The organism is Microcoleus sp. FACHB-68 (assembly GCF_014695715.1).
GTDB lineage: Bacteria > Cyanobacteriota > Cyanobacteriia > Cyanobacteriales > Oscillatoriaceae > FACHB-68.
In genome coordinates, this window is record NZ_JACJOT010000013.1 from 627491 (window position 1) to 648762 (window position 21272).

Annotated in this window: 15 protein-coding genes; 4 read left to right on the forward strand and 11 right to left on the reverse strand. The window is 47.5% G+C overall.

Annotated elements, in window-relative coordinates:
* The first annotated feature begins 259 nt into the window (after positions 1–259).
* Positions 260–1180 (forward strand): ornithine carbamoyltransferase, encoded by a 921-nt coding sequence (argF, locus tag H6F73_RS20305; protein WP_190760567.1) that lies wholly within the window; start codon positions 260–262, stop codon positions 1178–1180.
* On the opposite strand, the gene H6F73_RS20310 is transcribed toward argF, so the two are convergent.
* The 4 genes from H6F73_RS20310 to glnA all read right to left on the reverse strand — a co-directional run bounded on the left by H6F73_RS20310 (position 1166) and on the right by glnA (position 5487).
* The gene (locus H6F73_RS20310; protein WP_199330701.1) at positions 1166–1834 is read right to left on the reverse strand and encodes a biotin/lipoate A/B protein ligase family protein; all 669 of its coding nucleotides are present in this window, start codon (positions 1832–1834) and stop codon (positions 1166–1168) included. The genes argF and H6F73_RS20310 overlap by 15 nt on opposite strands.
* Before the next feature lie 133 nt (positions 1835–1967).
* A complete protein-coding gene (locus tag H6F73_RS20315; protein ID WP_190760568.1) occupies positions 1968–2468 on the reverse strand; it encodes a YbjN domain-containing protein in 501 nt (166 codons plus the stop codon).
* A gap of 402 nt (positions 2469–2870) precedes the next feature.
* Entirely contained in the window at positions 2871–3926 is a 1056-nt protein-coding gene (locus H6F73_RS20320; protein ID WP_190760569.1) for a class I SAM-dependent methyltransferase, read from the reverse strand.
* A gap of 139 nt (positions 3927–4065) precedes the next feature.
* Positions 4066–5487 carry a type I glutamate--ammonia ligase gene (glnA, locus tag H6F73_RS20325; RefSeq protein ID WP_190760570.1) on the reverse strand — a complete coding sequence of 474 codons (1422 nt, stop codon included), beginning with the start codon at positions 5485–5487 and terminating at the stop codon, positions 4066–4068.
* Between the two features lie 559 nt (positions 5488–6046).
* Here glnA and apcB point away from each other — a divergent pair.
* The gene (apcB, locus tag H6F73_RS20330) at positions 6047–6556 is read left to right on the forward strand and encodes an allophycocyanin subunit beta (RefSeq protein ID WP_190760571.1); all 510 of its coding nucleotides are present in this window, start codon (positions 6047–6049) and stop codon (positions 6554–6556) included.
* 534 nt (positions 6557–7090) lie between these two features.
* Positions 7091–12268: a PAS domain S-box protein gene (locus H6F73_RS20335; RefSeq protein ID WP_190760572.1), complete on the forward strand. Its 5178-nt coding sequence runs from the start codon at positions 7091–7093 to the stop codon at positions 12266–12268.
* A 45-nt stretch (positions 12269–12313) separates the two neighbouring features.
* Here the strand turns inward: H6F73_RS20335 and dusB are convergent, their stop codons facing one another.
* A complete protein-coding gene (dusB, locus tag H6F73_RS20340; protein WP_190760573.1) occupies positions 12314–13369 on the reverse strand; it encodes a tRNA dihydrouridine synthase DusB in 1056 nt (351 codons plus the stop codon).
* Positions 13370–13662: 293 nt separating this feature from the next.
* On the opposite strand from dusB, the gene H6F73_RS20345 reads away from it, so the two are divergent.
* On the forward strand, positions 13663–13998 hold the full coding sequence (locus tag H6F73_RS20345; protein WP_347239579.1) for a hypothetical protein: 336 nt from the start codon (positions 13663–13665) through the stop codon (positions 13996–13998).
* A 24-nt stretch (positions 13999–14022) separates the two neighbouring features.
* Here the strand turns inward: H6F73_RS20345 and H6F73_RS20350 are convergent, their stop codons facing one another.
* The 6 genes from H6F73_RS20350 to H6F73_RS20375 all read right to left on the reverse strand — a co-directional run bounded on the left by H6F73_RS20350 (position 14023) and on the right by H6F73_RS20375 (position 21161).
* The gene (locus tag H6F73_RS20350) at positions 14023–15873 is read right to left on the reverse strand and encodes a serine/threonine-protein kinase (protein WP_190760574.1); all 1851 of its coding nucleotides are present in this window, start codon (positions 15871–15873) and stop codon (positions 14023–14025) included.
* 203 nt (positions 15874–16076) lie between these two features.
* The gene (locus H6F73_RS20355; RefSeq protein ID WP_190760575.1) at positions 16077–17204 is read right to left on the reverse strand and encodes a serine/threonine-protein kinase; all 1128 of its coding nucleotides are present in this window, start codon (positions 17202–17204) and stop codon (positions 16077–16079) included.
* 62 nt (positions 17205–17266) lie between these two features.
* Positions 17267–19138: a serine/threonine-protein kinase gene (locus H6F73_RS20360; protein ID WP_347239580.1), complete on the reverse strand. Its 1872-nt coding sequence runs from the start codon at positions 19136–19138 to the stop codon at positions 17267–17269.
* A gap of 317 nt (positions 19139–19455) precedes the next feature.
* On the reverse strand, positions 19456–20385 hold the full coding sequence (locus H6F73_RS20365; protein WP_242072552.1) for a WD40 repeat domain-containing protein: 930 nt from the start codon (positions 20383–20385) through the stop codon (positions 19456–19458).
* Positions 20386–20499: 114 nt separating this feature from the next.
* Entirely contained in the window at positions 20500–20796 is a 297-nt protein-coding gene (locus tag H6F73_RS20370; RefSeq protein WP_190760577.1) for a DUF3593 domain-containing protein, read from the reverse strand.
* A complete protein-coding gene (locus H6F73_RS20375) occupies positions 20793–21161 on the reverse strand; it encodes a DUF2499 domain-containing protein (protein WP_242072583.1) in 369 nt (122 codons plus the stop codon). Before H6F73_RS20375 ends, H6F73_RS20370 begins: the two co-directional genes overlap by 4 nt.
* Positions 21162–21272: the final 111 nt, after the last annotated feature.

Sequence of the window (21272 nt, forward strand, 5' to 3'; positions counted from 1 at the left end):
CGCATCCGATTCTGTTGGCGAGGAAATTAACGGGAAAAACGCCTTGCCGCTTCCTGTTAAAAAGAGGAGAAGTTTCATCTTAACGAACCCGCTCAAAATTTTAAGAGTACATGACGAAACAGACAGCCGGCTAGTCTGTAAGCGGAAAAATCTGCTAGCTTTTTAAGACAATCGACAGAGTGGCGAATCCGGACAGGCGTTGAGGCACCTGCTGGAAATCGCGCCATTGCATCTACTGGAGGGAGTGAGGAGGATGAGCATGGAAACATTAAAAGGACGCGATTTATTGAGTTTGGCAGACCTCAGCAACGAGGAATTAGAAGGACTTCTGCAACTGGCGGCGCAGATGAAAGCGGGAAAAATTAACCGGCAATGTAACAAAGTTTTGGGTTTGTTGTTCTACAAAGCTTCAACTCGGACGCGCGTTAGCTTTTCTGTGGCGATGTACCAGTTGGGAGGCCAAGTCATGGATCTCAATCCCAGCGTGACTCAGGTGAGTCGGGGGGAACCGCTGATCGATACAGCCAGGGTTTTAGACCGTTATCTAGACGTTTTGGCCATTCGCACCTTTGCTCAAGCGGATTTGCAAACCTTTGCAGACTATGCCAACATTCCTGTGATTAATGCCCTGAGTGATCTGGCGCATCCCTGTCAGGCTTTGGCCGATTTGCTGACGGTTCAGGAGTGTTTTGGCACGCTGAAAGGCATTAACCTGACTTATGTGGGCGATGGCAACAACGTGGCAAACTCCCTGCTGCTAGGCTGTGCAATGGCGGGGATGAATATTAGAGTGGCGACACCGGCAGACTTTATGCCGGCAGCCGACGTTGTAGAACAGGCGCGAACCCTTGCCGGCGGCAAATGCGAAATTACAATTACCAATGACCCCATAGCTGCTGCCACCGGCAGCCAAGTGCTATATACCGATGTTTGGGCGAGTATGGGGCAAGAAGAAGAAGCAAAGGATCGCGTTCCGCTGTTTCAACCTTACCAGCTCAACGAACAGCTATTAAGTTATGCCGATAAAGATGCGATTGTCTTGCATTGCTTGCCGGCACATCGGGGAGAAGAAATTACCGACGAAGTGATGGAAGGTGAGCATTCGCGGGTTTGGGATCAGGCAGAGAACCGAATGCACGTGCAAAAGGCTTTGTTGGCAAGTGTCTTAGATGCGAACTAATTGGTGAATCTCTTGCCACTCAGCCTCCGTTAATGGCTGCATCACCAACTCAACCCCAAAACAGCAGCCGGCAGCAGCAACCAACGCATTGATAATCGTTTCAATTGACATATTTAGGGATAACGCTGCCGGTGTTGCTTCTTCGCCAAAGACCTGAGAAAACAATTTAATATCCGGTTGTAGCCGCATCGATCCGTGCTGCAAAATTGCGCCATCGCGTCTTAATTGAGCACTGCCAATTAACTTCACACCGGCATCTGTAACTAAATCTGCGCCGGTTGCGTTGCCAAAACAATTGGGGTTGTGAATGTAACTGCGCCCAGCATCCCCGTAGTGCAACTCAATGCCCAGCGATCGCCAACCGGCAATTAAAAATCCACAAATTGCTTGATACGCTTGAATGCGGTTGCCGGCTAATTTTGAAGTCACTACCGCATAGGTTAAATCTCCCTGATGCAGCACCGCCCGCCCGCCGGTGGGACGCCGCACCACATCCACCGGCATCCCTTGCCACTTGATTTGCTGCCAAAATTCCGGCCAGCGATGTTGATGATATCCCAGAGAAAGAGCCGGCGGCGACATGGTATAAAACCGTAAAGTTGGCGGATGCAAGCCGGCACCATGCTGTTGCAGCAACCAACGGTCAATCGCCATCTGAACGTCCCCAGACGCTTGCAGCAGCGGTATGAAACGCCAAGAAGGGGCACAAGCGCAGGAAAGAACCTTACCTGTGTCGGGTTTTACCATTGATCCCATGCCCCATGCCCCATGCCCCATACCCTATTAACTATTGCCCGTATTCCGCCTGTAACGCGTCGTCGTTGTCGTCTGCGATTGTCGCCACAATTGTAATCGTTCTAGAAATTTCTGTTGGTGAAAGGTCTGCTACGGTTCGCGTCGCTATTACCACAACCTGATCGTTAACAATGCCAAAGCGGGATTCAAATGTGGCTGATGCGTTCATCTCTAACAGCTTCCGCATTAACTGCGGTTCGTTCTTAGCCGGCAGCTGCATCACAAATGACCAAACGCTTAAGGTATCATCATCGGTTGTGCCGGTGAGTTGCACGAACACCTCAACGCTACCGTAGTTAAACTTCCAAAGATGACCCTCTTCGCTTTGGGCAACCATCACCTTTTGATCGATGGCCATACTGGTGACAACCGTTTCAATCTCCCCGATAAGATTGATTGTCGTCGCATCTTCAACCAGCTTGTTGGTGATGATATCTTCAGTTGACGGGCTTTGAGCGGAAACCGCTTGCAAATTTTGCTCACTGGTCGTCATACAAGTCTCTCCTCCTCTGTTAAGGTGTCGCTTAAGCAACAGTATCGCGTGTGAGTGGTCTTCTCAGCCAGTGATACTGACTTTTTCTTAAGGCGTCAGCAGATCAAGAGTCTACGGTGTACACACAAGTCTTCTCTAGTTACGTTTGAGGTTGATTAGCCCCCTAAATCCACGCCAGTTGCTCCACTTGGGGAGACCCCAAGTGGAGCAACTGGCTCCCCAATTCTGGGGGACTTTGATATTCCGGTTCTCCCTAGAATTGGGGGGCGAGTGTTGATTAGCCCCCTAAATCCCTCAATTCTGGGGGACTTTAATATTCCGGTTCCCCCCAGAATTGGGGGGTTAGGGGGGCGAGTTCAGGGAATTCGCCCCCACAAATGCTTAATCCCGCTCACTTTTCACTCAGGATGGTTTGTGGGCGATCCAGTATTTGCTCACCATGTGAACTTCCGTGGTGATATTCGTGAACCCTGCTTTTTCTAGCCGTTCTACCAAATCATCCGTTGTGTAGTGCCGGTAGTAAGGTTCGTGGAACATGGCTGGGAAGTTTTCCATCATCGCCATAAAATCAGGAGAATCACTCACCTGAATTGAGTCGCAGATCACAAAGACTCCGCCCGGTTTTGTTACCCTGAAGCATTGCTCAATTACCTGCTGCCGCGCCGCTGCCGGCAACTCATGGAACAGAAAAACGCAAGTCAATGCGTGGAAGTAGTTATCCAGGTAGGGTAACTCCTCTGCATTGGCTTGTAGGAGTTGCGGCAGTTCTCCTGGATTTTCCGAGAGTAACTGATTTGCCTTGCGGAGGTAAGCCGGTGAGAGATCCGTCCCAAACAGGGAGGCTTCTGGCAGAGTACCCCGAATGAATTTTAAGGTGCGCCCAGTCCCACAAGCCACATCTAGAACCCGAATTTGATGAGGTGGGATGGAACTAAACGCTTGCAGTCCTTGCTTTAAAGGAGCCAGAATTCGCCGGCGCATGGCATCAGCCCCGCCGTTAAATAAAATTTCCACCTGCAAGTCATACAAATTGGCGGACATATCACTTAAATAGCCGTCCGTTTGGTGGTGAAAGTTTTGCAGGTAGTAGCTGGGATAACCTTCTGTCTTAATTTCTGGGGAAAATTCATGATATTTTTTCTGGTTCGCGCGTTCCCAGATTTGCGGCATATCTAGCAAAATCACCGGATAGTAGCGGAAAAAATCTTCCCAAGGATTATCAAACAGCAAGCTGGAAGGATATACCCCTTGTTCGGCATCCTGCCAGTCTTTTTCAAGCAGTTGATTGAACCTTTGTTGAAGTTTTAGTAACAGTTCTGGATGTAGAGGTTGAGTCTTCTGTTTAGCAGGACTAACCAAGTTCAGCAACTGCGAACTGATCGCTTTGTGAGCCAGACCAAAGTAAGTTTTGCCTTGTTGAAAACTTTGATAGGCGAGTTTAGTTAGGGTGTCAGACATGGGGGTGGATGGGTCAATTTTAAGTCTAGGGGGATGGAATTATTAATAATTGTAACGAATAAATCTCGAACCGGCTTTGAGATAAAAAAAAGCCACCGCATAGGGTGGCTGCTGCGCTCGTTATACGAAGAGGCCGGTTTTAGCAATCGTAATAGAGAGCGAACTCGTAAGGGTGAGGGCGCAGACGCATCGGGTTGACTTCGTTGTCGAGTTTGTACTCGATCCAGGTATTGATGAAGTCTTCGGTGAACACGCCGGTGCTCGTCAAGAATTCGTGATCGGCTTCGAGTGCTTTGAGTGCGTCCAACAGAGATCCAGGCGTTGAAGGAACCTTGGCCAGTTCTTCAGGAGTGAGGTCATAGATGTCCACATCCAGGGAGTCACCGGGGTCGATCTGGTTCTTAATGCCATCAATACCGGCACACAGCATGGCTGCAAACGCCAAGTAGGGGTTGCAGGTGGCATCCGGACAACGGAACTCTAAACGCTTGGCTTTGGGGTTCATCCCAGACAGCGGAATGCGGATTGAGGCAGAACGGTTGCCTTGAGAGTAAGCCAAGTTAACCGGCGCTTCAAAACCAGGCACCAAACGCTTGTAAGAGTTGGTGGTGGGGTTGGTGAGTGCCAGCAGTGCCGGTGCGTGCTTCAGCAAGCCACCGATATAATGCAAAGCAGTTTGGCTCAGGTTGGCATAACCGTCGCCCCAGAATAGGGGTTGGCCGTCTTTCCAAATAGACTGGTGGGTGTGCATCCCGGAACCGTTGTCGTTAAACAGCGGCTTCGGCATGAAAGTGACGCTTTTGCCATATTTCTTGGCAACGTTTTTGATGACGTATTTGTAAGTCATCAAATAGTCAGCGGCTTTCACCAAGGTGTCAAAGCGGAAACCCAGTTCGTTTTGTCCGCCGGTGGCGACTTCGTGGTGGTGTTTTTCAATGGGAACGCCACACTCTGCCATTGTCAGCAGCATTTCGGTGCGGATGTCTTGCAGCGTATCTGTCGGCGCGACTGGGAAGTAACCTTCTTTGTAGCGAGGTTTGTAACCGAGGTTGCCGCCGGCTTCTTCTTTACCAGAATTCCAGCGCCCTTCTATGCTATCGACGTAGTAGTACCCTGTGTTCTCGGTTTGGTCGAAACGGACATCTTCAAACACGAAAAACTCGGCTTCTGGGCCAATGAAGGCGGTATCGCCGATGCCGGTGGAAATCAGGTAATCGACGGCTTTCTGAGCGATCGTGCGCGGATCGCGGTTGTACCACTCACCTGTGCGCGGTTCTTTAATGCTACAGATCATGCTTAGAGTCTTCTCTTTCATGAATGGGTCGATCCAAGCCGTGGTTGGATCGGGCACCATTGCCATGTCTGATTCGTTGATTGCTTTCCAACCCCGAATGCTGGAACCGTCGAAGGGAACACCTTCGTCGAAGGCACTCTCGTCAATCAAATCGCGGTAGAAAGAGCAGTGCTGCCAGATACCTGGCGTATCAATAAATTTTAGATCGATGATCTTGATGTCTTGCTCTTGGATCAGATTCAAGACTTCTTGAGGGGTCTGGGGCATGAACGACTCCTTGTTTCCTGGGTAGCTAAGGTTTTGCCACTCTGTTGAATCTGAATCATCCTAGAGATTAGGGCTGGCTGTATATTGTATCGAAGGATACAATATCCCTTTTCGTCGCGCAGAGTGCTTGATGGATTTAACCATACTCTGGGCTTAGCGCCAATAGGGACTAGGGAAGTGGGGGTGAGTGGGTGAGGGGGTGCGCTATCCCTGATGGCCCATTTCCCTGTTTAAGGGTTAGTGGCTGGGGGTTAAAGATGGGGAAGATATTGTAAAGAAGCGTTACAAAAAAGTGATCAAAAACAACGACAGATCAAGAACAAAAGCTGGCAAATATGTTTGTGGGTAACGCTTTGTAGTAGACTACAATCGGCTATTTGTATGACGCCTACGCGGACTGGCGGGACAATTGGTGTCAACTTGCCCGACTCCTTATCAAGCTGGAGCAGTTGATAAACGCTCTCGCTATCAGGTTTCAAGTGTGCAAGCGGGTACTAGGTGTGTGGAGGCCGGTCACAAGTTGCAAATTCTGTGTTGAGATTGTTGGGAGAGAAATTGAATGCGGGACGCAGTCACAAGCCTGATTAGAAACTACGATGTTACGGGTCGTTACTTCGACCGGGATGGGATTGAAAAGCTAAAATCCTATTTTGAAACCGGCACCGCACGGGTTCAGGCGGCAGCAGTGATTAATGGGAATGCAGCATCGCTGGTTAAGCAAGCTGGATCTCGTCTGTTTGTTGAATTGCCCGAACTGCTCCGTCCGGGTGGGAATGCCTACACAACCCGTCGCTACGCAGCTTGTCTGCGGGATATGGATTATTACCTGCGCTATGCTTCTTATGCTTTGGTTGCCGGTAATACGGATGTGCTCGATGAGCGGGTACTCCAAGGTCTGCGGGAAACCTATAATTCTTTAGGTGTACCCATTGGGCCAACGGTTGTAGGCATTGAAATTCTCAAGGAGCTTGTTAAGGAGCAAGTCGCAGCAGCGGGAATTACTCCCGGTGCTTGGTTAGATCAGCCGTTTGAACACATGACCCGTGAGTTGAGTGAGCGGGATATCTAATAACAATTTGTGAGTGCGATTGCAACTTATTTAGATGTGATGCTTAGCACTTAATGGTTAGCCGTTATTTTTTAGCGACTCTCTACTAAGTGCTAATCCAATCACAATTAAAAGCAAGTTAAAAGCAAATTAGGATAACTGAGATTTAAGTGCGTTGATAATTGCAGCGCGATCAAATAAAGTCCGCACCGGCGGGCTTTTTGTATTTTTTATTTACACTTTGAAGAAAGTTCGCGGATGCGGACTTTTTGCGTTTTTAATCATTAACTGAAAGTTGACAAAGGTACACGAATCTATGAAGTGAGTCTGGCTTGCTCTTTGCAGGATGTGGGATTGAGAGCTTCTGAAAGCCTGCGCTTTAACGCCAGAGTGGATGAGGTCGAGTCGTGTCCAATAAAATTTTTCGTGATAATTCTTGAGAATTCCAGCTTAAGGGAGAGCCGGCAAAAAAATATCCGCAATTTTACGGAAAAACTTAAATAAGAAGTTCTTCTAAAATAAAGACTTATAGTTCTAGAAAAAGGTTTTTTGTCTGTGACTCCCCGAAAACAAAACGGCAAAAATCCCTCACGCAATCGCCCCACCACAAAGCTATCTGGGAAGTTAGAAGAAGTGACCTTCCCACTCCTCCCAGTCCCCGTGACACTTTGGGCGGATGAGAATGCTAAAAAAGAAGGGAAGGTAGGGGTTGGAGTAGGGTTAAACCTCCCTAAAAAGGGAGAAGAGGGGGGAATTTCACCCCTGATGAACCGGCAGTTGTTCAGTTCGGTAGGGCTGGAATTAAAAGGGGGTACTCCCGAAAAACAACTGGGAAGTGATGGGTTTGAAGCTATCCATCCAGATGATATTCAAAAATGTAAAAATATTTACCAAAGCGCTTTTGAGGAGTGCCGGCACTTCCAGATCGAATATCGCCGCAAAGATGCCGGCGGGGAATATCGGTGGATTTTAGAAACCGGCATTCCTCAATTTTCACCGGCAGGCGATTTACTGGGCTACATCGGCACTTGTTTTGACATCACAGACGAAAAGCGTCATTTATCTGAAGACATCGTAGAGAGTGACTCTCATCCAGAGCCGGTAGCAAAAATATTACAAGACAGCTTTCAATTTAATCGTTATCTATGGGAAAATTATAGCCTTTTACAAACAGTCATAGAAGGAACACCTGATATTATTTTTGTCAAGGATACTTGCGGATGCTATGTAACCGTTAATTCGGCATTTACTAAGCTGTTTGGGAAAGCAAAAGAGGAAATTCTGGATAAGGATGATAGTGTCTTATTTCCTCCAGAACTTGCAGCTCAAATCAAAGAAAATGACCGCAGAATTATCGTGAGCGGCGAAGCCCAAACCTTGGAAGAAGTTATGCCGATAAACGGCGCTAGGCGAACGTATCTGACAACAAAAAGCGTCTGGCGAGATCGAGAGGGAAACGTCATTGGCTTAGTTGGCATTTCAAGGGACATCTCCTCTCGCAAGCAAGCTGAGGAAGCGCTGCGCTTGAGCGAACAACGGTTGAAGCTGGCGCTAGAGGCAGCAGATAACGGTGTTTGGGATTGGAATATAACCACCGGCGAAGCTTACTTCAGCCCTCAATTTCAACAAATGCTCGGCTATGAGGTGGGCGAGCTTGAAGCACACGTCAATAGTTGGGTAAATTTGGTACATCCTGACGATCAGCCAAAAGTGCAGGAGGCGCTGAACCTACATTTAGAAGGGCGCACTTCTGCCTACCAAACCGAATTTAGAATGCCGAGAAAATCGGGAGAATGGCAGTGGATTTTTAGCACCGGCAAGATAGTAGAACGAGATGAAGCCGGCAAACCGCTGAGGATGCTCGGAACCCATCAAGATATTACCGAGCGCAAGCAAGCTGAGAAAGAAGAGCAAAAATTTATTGCTTTAATTGAAGGCAGTTATGACTTTGTCGGTATCTCAAACCTTTCTGGTGAAGCGACTTACTTGAACGAAGCCGGTCAAAAGTTGATTGGTCTTGAGAGCCTTGAACAAGTCAAGAACACCAAAATTATAGAGTTTTTCTTCCCTGAAGACCGAGCCTATGTTTTAGAGCAGATTCTGCCCACTGTCATGGAACAAGGGCGATGGGAAGGCGAAGTTCAATTCAGACACTTTAAAACCGGCGCAGCGATTCCCGTCATTTGGAATGTTTTTGCCCTCAAAGACCCACAAACTGGCGAAGTTTACGGCATAGCCACCGTCACTCGCGACATCAGCGAACGCAAAGCGCTAGAAAAAGAATTAGAGAGGAGGCAAGCTCGTTTTGACGCCTTCTTCAGCTCTGCAACCGCCGGCATGGTCATCCTCGACGAGCAACTGCGGTACACTAACATCAACGCAGCCCTAGCCGAGATGAATGGGGTGTCGATGGCAGACTCTATCGGTAAAACCGTGCCGGAAGTCCTGCCTGATGTAGGCACAATCTTGGAGGCTACCTTTCAGACGGTGATGACCACCGGCCAACCAATTCTTAACATCGAGCTTAACGGTGAAACACCCAAACAACCTGGTGTAGAACGGCATTGGATGGTCTCTTACTTTCCACTTCCCGGGGCCGATGGCACAGTTTTGGGAGTCGGCGGCGTGGTTGTGGAAATTACAGAGCGCAAACGGGCTGAAGAAGCGTTGCGCGAGTATCAGGAACACCTAGAAGAGTTAGTAACCGAAAGAACTGCTCTTTTAACAGAAGCAAACGAGCAACTGCAACAACAAATCCAAGAACGCCAGCAAACCGAGGTAGTCTTACGGCAACAAACGCAAATTCTCGCTCAAATCCACGATGCCGTCATTACGACCGATTTGATGGGAGTAATTACCAGTTGGAACAATGGAGCGGAGCGAGTTTATGGCTATTCGGCAACAGAAACTATCGGACAAAATATTGCCTTTTTCTACACCGATGATGAGTTGCCACGTTTGCACGTCGAAGTCCTCGAACCTCTTTTAGCTAAAGGCAGTAATGAAGTAGAACTCAAAGCGCGTTGCAAATGTGGAAAAATTATTTATACTCATTTGTCACTGTCATTATTACGCGATAGCGACGGTGCTGTAACCGGCATGATCGGCTACTCGATAGACATCACAGCTCGTAAAGAACTCGAAAAAGAATTAGCCCTGCGGCAAGCTCGTTTTGATGCCTTTTTTACCACTGCACCTGCCGGCCTCTGTATCTTTGATGAGCAACTGCGTTATGTTCAAATTAACGAAACCCTAGCAGATTTCATTGGGATGCCGGTGGCAGAGTGTCTAGGTCGCAATATATGGGAAATTATCCCCGAACTCGCGCCCACTTTAGAACCGATTTACAACAGAATTTTAACCACTGGCGAACCAGTCATTAACATTGAAATTGCTGGGGAAACCCAAAAGCACCCAGGCGTTACCCGGTATTGGATCAACTCTTATTTTCCGCTTCCTGGCCCAGATGGTAAACCTTTAGGTTTGGGAATTGTTGTTATTGATATCACTGAGCGCAAACAGGCAGAAGCAGAACTCCAGCAAAGCTATAATCTCTTGAATTCCGTGCTTGAAAGTACACCTGATTTAATTTTTGTCAAGGATCTTCAAGGACGGTATGTGATGTTGAACTCTACGGTTGCCCGCATATTGAAAAAATCGATTGACGAAGTGATTGGCAAGACAGATGCTGACATAATGCCGGCTCCTCTAGCGCGTCAGCTTAGAGAAAATGACCTCAGAATTATCAATAGAGGTGTGACCGAGGTTTTGGAAGAGGAAGCCCCAGAAAATGGCCAAATCAAAACTTATCTTTCCTCCAAAAGTCCTTGGCGCGACTTGGAAGGAAATGTAGTTGGCCTTATTGGAATGTCACGAGATATTAGCGAGCGCAAGCAGATAGAAGAGGCATTACGCGACAGTGAGGAACGTTTTCGACGCATTGTAGAAACAGCCGGCGAAGGCATTTGGAGTGTTGATGCGGATAATAAGACAACATTTATTAACCAAAAGATGGCCGATATGTTGGGCTATACAGTTGATGAAGTGATGGGGCAACCCATGTTTGCTTTCATGGATGAAGAAGGCATCGCCATCGCCACAGATAAGATGGAACTTCGGCGTCAGAGGATTAATGAACAGCACGATTTTAAGTTCCTCCGCAAAGATGGCAGCGCTCTTTGGGTAATTATCTCCAGCAGTGCGTTAACAGATGAACAGGGACGCTATGCCGGCGCGTTAGGAATGCTGACAGATATCACTGATCGCAAGGAGACAGAAGCGGCTTTAGTGCGCTCTGAGCAAGCACTCAGACAGCAAGCAATGCGAGAAAAACTGATAAACCGGCTTGCCGGTCAAATTCGCAATTCTCTTGATTTAGATACTATTTTAGAAACAAGCGTTCAAGAAATTCGCAATCTTTTGCAGATAGACTGGTGTACCTTTAACTGGGTTCGCCTCCAATTGTTTCCCGGTCTTTGGGAAACCGTACACGAAGCAAGAAATCCCGCTTTGCCATCACTTTTGGGTTCTTATCCACTTGAGTCAATGAACCTAATCTTGTCCCATATTGTGCAGCGGAAAACTATGTGGGCAGACGATATCAGAACAATTGACGATCCGCAAGTGCAAGCAACTTATTTGTTCCTGGGAATTAATTCGTCGTTCTCACTGCCTATTCAAACGCAATCTTGCGAAGACATTGGGGTGATTGTCTGCAATCATACTCAACCACGGCTGTGGCGTGAAGAGGAAGTTGAACTGTTGCAAGCGGTTGGCGATCAACTGGCTATCGCAATGGATCAAGCCCGACTCTACGAACAAAGCCGCGCCAAAGCCCACGAACTGGAGCAAACTTTGCACCAACTCCAACGCACTCAAACCCAGTTAATTCAAAGCGAGAAAATGTCTTCTTTAGGGCAGTTAGTCGCGGGAGTTGCTCACGAAATTAACAACCCGGTTAACTTTATTTACGGCAATCTCACCCATGCAAATGATTACACGCAAGATTTACTAAAACTGCTACAGCTTTACCAGGAAACTTATCAAAATCCTACGCCGGCAATTCAGGAAGAAATCGAAGCTATTGACTTAGATTTCATGCAAGAAGATTTACCCAAGCTCTTATCTTCAATGAAAATAGGAGCAGATCGCATTCGCGAAATTGTCCTTTCTCTCCGGACTTTTTCCCGATTAGATGAAGCGGAAATGAAGGAGGTCGATATTCATGAAGGTGTTGAAAGTACGCTGCTAATTCTCGCCAATCGTTTGAAAGCGAAGTCAGAGCGCCGCCCCATCGAAATTGTCAAAGAATATGGCAGCTTGCCTTTAGTTGAGTGTTATGCCGGCTCCCTCAATCAGGTGTTTATGAATATCTTGACAAATGCCATTGATGCCCTTGAGGAATACAATAAACACCACTCCCCAGAAGAAATTAAAGCCAACTCTAACCAAATTAAAATTCACACAGAAGTCATTGCTCGTTCATCTGCAAACGAGCAAACATTTGTACGAATTGCGATTTCTGATAACGGCCCAGGCATGAGCGAACAGGTGCGTTCCAAGCTATTTGATCCCTTCTTTACGACCAAACCAATCGGCAGCGGAACAGGTTTAGGTTTGTCGATTAGCTACCAAATTGTGGTAGAAAAACATCACGGAAGTTTGCGATGTTTTTCAGCCCCCGGAGAGGGAGCTAAGTTTGTGATTGAGATTCCCGTCAAGCAATCTTGTTAATAGCAATTAAAGCTTTTCTCTAAGCCTTAAACTATCTTTATTACCTTATCCGATATTTGCCAATGTAAGAGGTTCATTGGCAAACTCAGCGCCGGCATTCAAAGAATCAATCGCCCGATCAATTAAATCACACCCTTCGCTTACCGTTTCCATTCGCGCTAATTTATCACGCAACTCCCCGGCATTCGGGAAACCTTTTGCATACCAAGTCATGTGTTTCCGCGCTTGCCGTACCCCGCGTTCACCTTTATATAAATAAAGGGCTTGCAGGTGTTCTTTGGCACATTCCAAGCGTTCAATCGCAGTGGGTGCTGCTTTTTCTATGCCGGTTTTCAGGAAGTGATCAATTTCTCCCACCAAAAAGGGATAACCCATCGTTCCCCGCGAACACATGACTCCATCTGCGCCGGTTTCTTCTAAGCACCGAACTGCGGAATCAACTGAAAAAATATCCCCATTTCCAATTACAGGAATTGAGAGAATTTCTTTCACGCGCCGAATCCATTCCCACTTTGCCGCACCATTATATCCTTGAGCGCGAGTGCGACCGTGAATGGTGATCATTTGTGCGCCGGCATCTTCCATGCGCTTGGCAAATTCCAAAATATTAATTTCGTTGTCTGTCCAACCAATACGGGTTTTAACCGTTACCGGCACTGCAACAGCTTCCACCACGGCGCGAACAATTGCTTCTGCTGTTTCTGGATCGCGCAGCAAGGAAGAACCGCCACCATTTTTGGTAATTTTGTTAACCGGACATCCCATGTTGATATCAACAGTATCCGCGCCTTCTTCAACAGCCATCACGGCTGCTTGTGCCAAAAAATCAGGCCGGCAGTCGAATAATTGGATACTGATCGGGCGTTCGTTGGGGTCAACTTCCATAATTTTCGGCAATTCCCGCACATAGTGCAAGCCGGTGGCGTTCACCATTTCGGTGTACATCATCGAGTCGGGTGCGTGCCGGCGCACCAAGCGACGGAATACCATATCTGTAACGCCGGATAGTGGCGATTGCAGGACGCGACTTTTGACCTCAAAATTACCGATTTTGAGGGGCGCTGATAATCTTTGTTTTAATTCAGGGGAGAGAACAGGCATCGTTAATGACAGAGCCAATCTGATTTCTTTATTTTATCTTGTTTTATCCAGACTTAATCTTGCAAGCAGCGTCATGCGCTAAACTCAGGGCAGAAATGCCGGCTGTGCGGAAAAGTTTTATGACTCAAGAACTTATAGATTTGAGAAGTAGTATCCTTGAAGGTCGCTATGCAGACGCTTTGGCTATTGTGGATGAGCTAGATTGGATGAGTCAAAAAGCAACTCTGCGAAATATCTAATTTTTTTTAATCAGGCTGTTTGTTCACTTAATTAAAAATCAGGTTGAGCGACGATTGACAAATTCCTGGGTTGCTTTTATCTCTGATTCGATTGTACAAATTCAAGATTTGAACCTGCAAGATAATAAAAGTTCACACTACATCAAAATTGATGAATGGGAGCAAATTCTTCAAGACTCACTAGCCGCTGCCATCCGTCCGGCTAGCGTAGAAGTGCTAGGAGGACGCTTAAGACCTTCTCAACTTTCAGAGATGCTGGATAAGCCGCAAATTATCCTAACAGCAAAGCAATTGCTGAAGCTTACTTATGTACATTCAGCGTATAATTTACCAGATATTTTAGGTGAGTATTTAATTCAATTACCCGGTGGAGAAGATTGGCAAGAATAGCATTCGCAAATAGCACGGCAATTTCTATTCAGCTTGCCAAATTTTAATCGTATTGTCCCAACTGCCACTCGCCAGCCGTGTCCCATCTGGACTGAAGGCGAGAGAAGTAACCGGCCCGGAATGCCACTTCAAAGTATATTGCAATTGTCCGCTATCAAGATGCCACAAATGAATCGTGCTATCCCGGCTGCCGGTTGCAAGTAATTTCCCATCGGGTCTAATCGCCACCACTTGCACCCAGCCAGATTTATTCGCAATTGTATAGTCTACTGTTTTGGTGTTTAAATCCCAAACTTTAATCGTTTTATCTTCACTGCCACTGGCAAGCCGCTGACCATCTGGAGTGAAGGCGACGGAACGAACCGAGGCAGCATGACCCTTGAGGGTATCTATCAAGTTGCCACTGCTTAAATCCCATAAATTGATCGTGTTGTCATCAAAGCCACCGCCACTGGCAAGCCGCTTCCCATCCGGACTAATGGCGAGAGATTCTACATAGCCGGTGTGTCCGGTGAGGGTGCCAATTAAGTTGCCGGTTTCCAGATGCCACAGCCTGATCGTGTTATCAAAACAGCCACTGGCAAGGGTTTTGCCATCGGGACTGATGGCGAGGGAAATGATATAGCCGGAATGACCTGTGAGGGTGGTTCTCAGGTTGCCACTGCCGATTTCCCACAGTTTGATGGTGTTATCTAAACTGCCACTAACAAGGGTTTTGCCATCGGGACTAATGGCGAGGGAACTTACCCAGGCGGCATGAGCATTTAAGGTGCCTAATAGTTGACCATTGCCCAAATGCCAAACTTTAATCGTTTTATCATAACTGCAACTGGCGAGGGTTCTGCCATCGGGACTGATCGCAACTCCAATGACATAGTTAGTATGACCGGCAAGGGTATGAACACAGCGCCAACTCTGGGGAATGCCGGTGTTTGGGTGTTGAATTTTGGTGGGAGAATTCGAGTTTGAGGATGAAGCCGGCGACCAATAAAGGTCAGAGATTGCTTCACCGGCAGATTGATAGCGATCGCTGACCCAATCTTGTAGCAGTTTATCGATAACTTTTCCTAATCGGTCACGGACAGCGATTCCCTCTTCCATGAGGTGCGATCGCCACAACCAATTGCCTTTCATCGGATCATAAAGCTCATCGGGGGGGGTGCCGGTGAGCAGGTGAATGCAGGTGACACCTAAACTGTAAATATCACTGGCGGGATAGGCTTTGCCGCCTCGCAATTGTTCAATGGGTGCATAACCTTCTGTGCCGATTTTTGTGCCGGTTTTAACTAAAACGCTGGCGCTTAATTGCTTGGCAACGCCAAAATCAATCAGCACTAATTTGCCATCACTTTTACGGCGGAGAATATTTTCGGGTTTAATATCTCGGTGAATCACTTGCCGGTCGTGGATGTATTGGAGCACCGGCAGGATATCTAGCAACAGTTCTTCAATTTCTTCTCCACTAAATGCGCCTTTTCGCTCTAATTCTTGTAATAAGTTTTGCCCATCAATAAATTCTTGGATTAAATACAGCCGGCCTTCTTGTTCAAAGTCAGCAAATAAAGCGGGAATCTGCGGGTGATCTCCAAGTTGCAACAACTGTCTCGCTTCTTGGGTAAACATTTCCGTTGCTTTCTGCAATAAGCCAGAATTTTGCTGAACTTGTGATAAGGGCAAAAATTGTTTAATCACGCATCGAGCATTGCGCCGGTCTGAATCTTCGGCGATAAATGTTCTGCCAAATCCCCCTTCACCCAACACTTCAATCGCAGCGTAGCGATCTTTGAGCAGCAATTTTGTTCCGCAATTTTTGCAAAACATCATTCCTTCAAGATTCTGGGGATTTTGGCAGTCTGGGTTAAGACAGTAACTCATAAAAAATGCAGGGTTTAGATATTAGATAAAAAGTTTGGTATGATTTATATTATATCTTTTGCAAAATTTGTTTTTTTGAAAAACCGCAAATGTTACCGGCAGCCTGCCGTGAGACAGCAGCAGATGAAGTTGAGCCAGCGAAATTATATAAATTTCTTAAAGTTTCTGTGAAAAAATAGGCAATTTAAAAATACTGTGAGAAATTAACTTTGTTGCCCAAACTCGGTTTTTAAAGACTCTAGATCAGCCTGTACAGGGTCAAAACCGGCAGATTTTTTGGATGGAGGAGATTGATTGCCGGCAGCCGGCAGATTAGTCGGCGGTTGAGCTTGACTCATTTGAGACTTCAGTGCTTCCAATTCCAGGGCAATAATATCGGATTTTACCGGCTGAGCAGTTGTTGATGAAGATTTGGGAGAAATTTTTGCCGGCATGACGGGGGAGGCAGCATTTAAATCGTGCAACACTTCAGCCGCAGACTGATAGCGATCACTGGGTCTTTCTTGCAAGATTTTGTCTAAAACTTTCCCCAAATGATCGCTGATAGATGCCCCTTTTTTTGCAAGAATTTCTCGCCAGATCCAATTCCCATCCACCGGGTTATACAATTCATCTGGCATTCGTGCCACTAGCAATTGAATGCAAGTCACACCCAAACTGTAAAGATCGCTCGCCGGAAACGCTTGCCCACCCCGGAGTTGTTCCATTGGCGCATAACCTTGAGTACCGGCTCTGGTACCGCCGGTTTGAGCGAGTGCGGTGCCGGTGCCTTGCGTCGCCACGCCAAAATCAACGATTACCAATTTGCCATCTTTGTTGCGCCGTAAAATATTATCCGGCTTGAGATCGCGGTGAATAACTTGATGCTCGTGAATAAATTGCACAACCGGCAACAAATCAAGCAAGAATTCCCGAATTTGTTGTTCGCTAAAAGCACCTTGCTGTTGTAATACCTGCAATAAATTCGGCCCATCAATAAATTCTTGGATTAAATATAGCCGTTTATCTTGTTCAAAATATGCCAGCAACGCCGGAATTTGTGGATGTTCCCCTAATTCATCCAATCGCACCGCTTCCCGGCTAAAAAGTTCCGTTGCTTTTTGAATCGCCGTCGTGCCTTGAAATTGCGGTAAAAACTGTTTAATCACGCAGCGTGCGTTGAGCCGGTCTTCATCCACGGCTAAAAAGGTGCGTCCAAAACCTCCTTCTCCAATCGGTCGAATGGCGCGATAGCGTTCTTTGAGCAGCAACTTAGAACCACAACTGAGGCAAAACTTTGTCCCTTCAGGATTCTGGGAATTTGGGCAGTTGGGAGTAAGGCAATAACTCATATCTTTTGGATTTTAGATTTTGGACTGTTCTTTTTTTTTAGTAGCTTGCCCCTAATCTTTCTTCAAGGAAACCAACGCCAGATTTTAATGGTTTTATCCCAACTGCCGCTGATAATTGTCTTGCCATCTGAACTGATTGCCACCGCATTAACAGCGCCTAAATGCCCGGAAAGCGTGCCCAGCAGCTTGCCGGTGGCAACGTGCCACAGCTTGATCGTTTTATCGCTGCTGCCGGTGATCAGGGTGCTGCCTTGAGGACTGAAAACCACAGAATTTACCATGCCGGCATGACCGGAAAGCGTGCGTAACGGTGCCGTAGCGCCGGCAGCCATTGACCACAACTTAATTGTCTGATCCTTACTCCCGCTAGCAAGAATTTTCCCATCTGGACTAATGGCAACTGAATTTACCGAGTTGAAATGACTCGAAAGTGTGTTAAATACTTCCCCATTTGCCAAGTTCCAAATATGGATATTATTATCCAAACCCCCACTGGCAATGAAGTGTCCATCCGGGCTAATGGCAACCGATTTAACCATACCCGAACGCCCGGAAAGGTTGCGTGCGGGGTAGGACTGCTGCTGTTCTACTGCCTCGACTAACTGCCACAGCTTAACCGTTCTGTCTTCACTGCCACTGGCTAAAATTTGACCGTCTGAACTGATGGCAACCGAATTGATATCTCTTAAATGTCCAACCAGGGTGCTTAACAAATGGCCGGTGGATATTTCCCACAGCTTAATGTTGCCATCATCGCTGCAACTGGCAACAATCTGACCATTGGGACTAATCGCAACCGAATTCACGGCATTTAAATGCCCAAATAAAGTCCGCAATAATTCGCCGGTGTGCAAATTCCAAATCTTGATCGTGTCATCTAAACTACCACTGGCCAGGATATGGCTGTTCAGGCCAATAGCAACAGAGGTGACCCATGAAGAGTGACCTTGCAGCGTTTGCACGCATCGCCAGCCGCGACTTCTCGGCTTAGAGACTGCTGCTGGGGGATTAACTGTGGCCTGAATGAGATTTTCCCCTGATTTTTTTACAGAAGCAGAAGCCGTTGCCGGCTGTGCCGGGATAGGAGCGGGGGTGCTGCTGGGTAATACAGAAGTTGCCGGCAGTTCATTGAGTTCATTGAGCACTTCCTCCGCAGATTGATAGCGTTCACGAACCATGTCTTGAACCATTTTGTCCAAGATTTGCCCGAATTGGTCGTTAATTGCTTTCCCCTGATTGAATAAATGCTCTCGCCACGTCCAGCCGGTGAGTGGATCATAAAGATGTTCCGGTTTCACATTGGTCAGCAGGTGCAGGCAGGTGACGCCCAAACTGTAGATATCGCTTGCGGGGTAGGCTTTACCACTCCGCATTTGTTCCAGGGGTGCGTAGCCGTGCGTGCCAATTTTTGTGCCGGTTTGCGCCATCGAGGTGCGGGTTAACAGCTTGGCAACTCCAAAATCGATCAGCATTAATTGGCCATCACGATGCCGGCGCAGGATGTTGGCTGGGGTGATGTCTCGATGAATCACGCGATGGCCGTGGATAAACTTGAGCACCGGCAGCATCTGGGTTAATACCTGCCGCACCTGCTGTTCGCTGAAAGCGCCTTGTTCGTCCAATTCCTGCCACAAATTTTGTCCGTCGATAAACTCCTGCACTAGATACAAGCGTTTGTCTTGTTCAAAGAAAGCCAGCAACGTCGGGATCTGCCGGTGTTCTCCCAACTCGCACAGTCGCAGTGCTTCTTGGTTAAATAGCTGGATGGCCTTTTCTAAGGAAGCTTGCTGCCGGGAACCACTTCCTTCGATTTTCGGCACGAATTGTTTAATCACGCACCGGGTTCCCAGCCGGTCTTCATCTACGGCAAGATAGGTGATGCCAAATCCCCCTTGCCCGATGGGAGTGAGGGCACGGTAACGATTTCTGAGCAACAAAGCCGACCCGCACTTTTGGCAATGCGAGACGGACTCAGGGTTTTTTGGATGTGAACACGAGGGATTAAGACAAAAAGTCATACTGGGCAGCAGAGCAACCTGATCCTATGGTAAAGCTTCCACAGACTTTCCTCTGCCCAACTCTGCTAAGCCGGCCTTTTAAATTGTCTGTTCTTGCTGGTGAACTTGCGATTAGAGAGCCGGTCAACTCATTTTAAAAACCCGATTTCTAATCGTTGTCAAACTCGAAAAAATGGTTTTTCTAGCTAAAAAAACTGGTTGTTTGACCTTATTTTACATCCGTGACCGACGCTCTAGGGTGCGATCTGCCAAATTTTAATCGTCTTGTCAGCACTTGCACTGACCAGAATTTGAGCATCCGGACTGACCGCTACAGAATTTACAGAACCCGAATGACCTGAAAAAATCTGCAGCCGTTTTCCAGTTGCCAGCTGGCGGACTTTAATAATTCCGTCATAACCGCCACTAGCCAGCAGTTGCCCATTTGGGCTAATCACAACCGAATTAACTGAGTAAGAGTGCCCGGAAAGGGTGCGTACCAGTTTGCCGGTGTGCAAATTCCAAATCTTCAGGACTTGATCAACGCCGCCACTGACCAAAGTCTGGCCATCGGGGCTAATCGCGATCGAATAAATCCCGCCGGTGTGACCGGCAAGCGTATTAATCTGTTCTTCAGTGTTCAGATGCCAGAGTCGAATCGTGTTATCTGCCCCATCACTGGCGAGGGTTTGGCCATCTGGGCTGAAGGCAAAGGACTTTACAGAGCCGGCATGGCCGGTTAGAGTGCCAATCAAATCGCCGGTGTCTAGCTGCCACAACTTGATCGTCTGGCTGTAGCTGCTGCTATGACTTGCCACAATTTGACCGTCGGGACTGATAGCCACCGGCATCCAGCCAGAATCTAAGCGAGAGTAACCGGCAATTAGGGTGCGAATTAATTCAGCAGCCGGCAGTTTCCACAACTTAATCGTGCCATCGCCCCCCCCACTCACCAACGTTTGTCCGTTAGGGCTAATTGCCAGTGACTTTACCCCGTAGGTGTGTCCGGTGAGGGTGCGAAGCAGTTCGCCGGTGTGTAGCTGCCACAGCTTGATCGTGCCGTCTTCCCCCCCACTGATCAAGGTTTGCCCATCCGGGCTGATCAGGACGGACTTAACCCCATCAGAATGACCTGTAAGGGTGTGCGTACACATACTCTGGTTGTCTTGCTGCAAATCGATCATCGGAAATGTTGTTACCCAATGAATAGCGGTGTTTGGTTTGGTGAGGCAGCATGGAAGTTTAGATTTACCGGCAGCACCCCGGAATTTATCTGGTCGAGCGCGAGCTTAAGCTTTCTATTTTAATGACTGCCGGCTGTCAAGTATAGCTTGCCGAAAGCCTAGCACAACCAAGATATTTGACAGGGTTAAGAACACTTCCGCACTGCCATGCAACCAATCTATATTCGCTAAAGACTCGTGATAAACAACTTTGGCATAAATGCCGGCGGGAATGGTAACGGCAACAAAAACCAAAGTCATGTAAAACCCGATCAGCGCCAGCCGGGGCATTTGCCCTGAACGGGTGACAAACCACAAGAATCCCAGGTAAGGAAACAAGGACACAGCAAACAAAGTTTCTTTAGAAATCATCCCTCGAATTCCTTTGGTGTGGTAGAAGGGCGAGAACCCTTTTCTTGTTCAAGTTGCTGTTGATTGCCGGCAGCGTCTCCTGTACGCCAAATTAACCAGCCGGCGATGCAGAGGGTGCAGTTATTCACCACTGTCATCGCTGCTTGTAGGGTGACAAGCCATTCTAAGGATTCTGGGTTGTCAAAAAAGTGCCAAGTACAGGCGCACATGGCGCTAATTAATGCCGGCAGCATCGCTAAAGACAGCGCCCACCAAGCCCGGTTGCCGGTAACTTCGCCATACGTCCAAATTAGCCAAATGGCTGCAATCCACTCAATGACGCTGGAAACGTGAATAATCCAAGTGGGAATCGAAAGCGCGTGCATAAAAATAACGGACACAGAAGATGTTGTTTATGCTACCCCGATTGATTGTTGCGCGAAGCGTTGTCTTTTGAAGTTTGCTGGCAACGGCTGCCCTAAACTGAACAAGGGGCG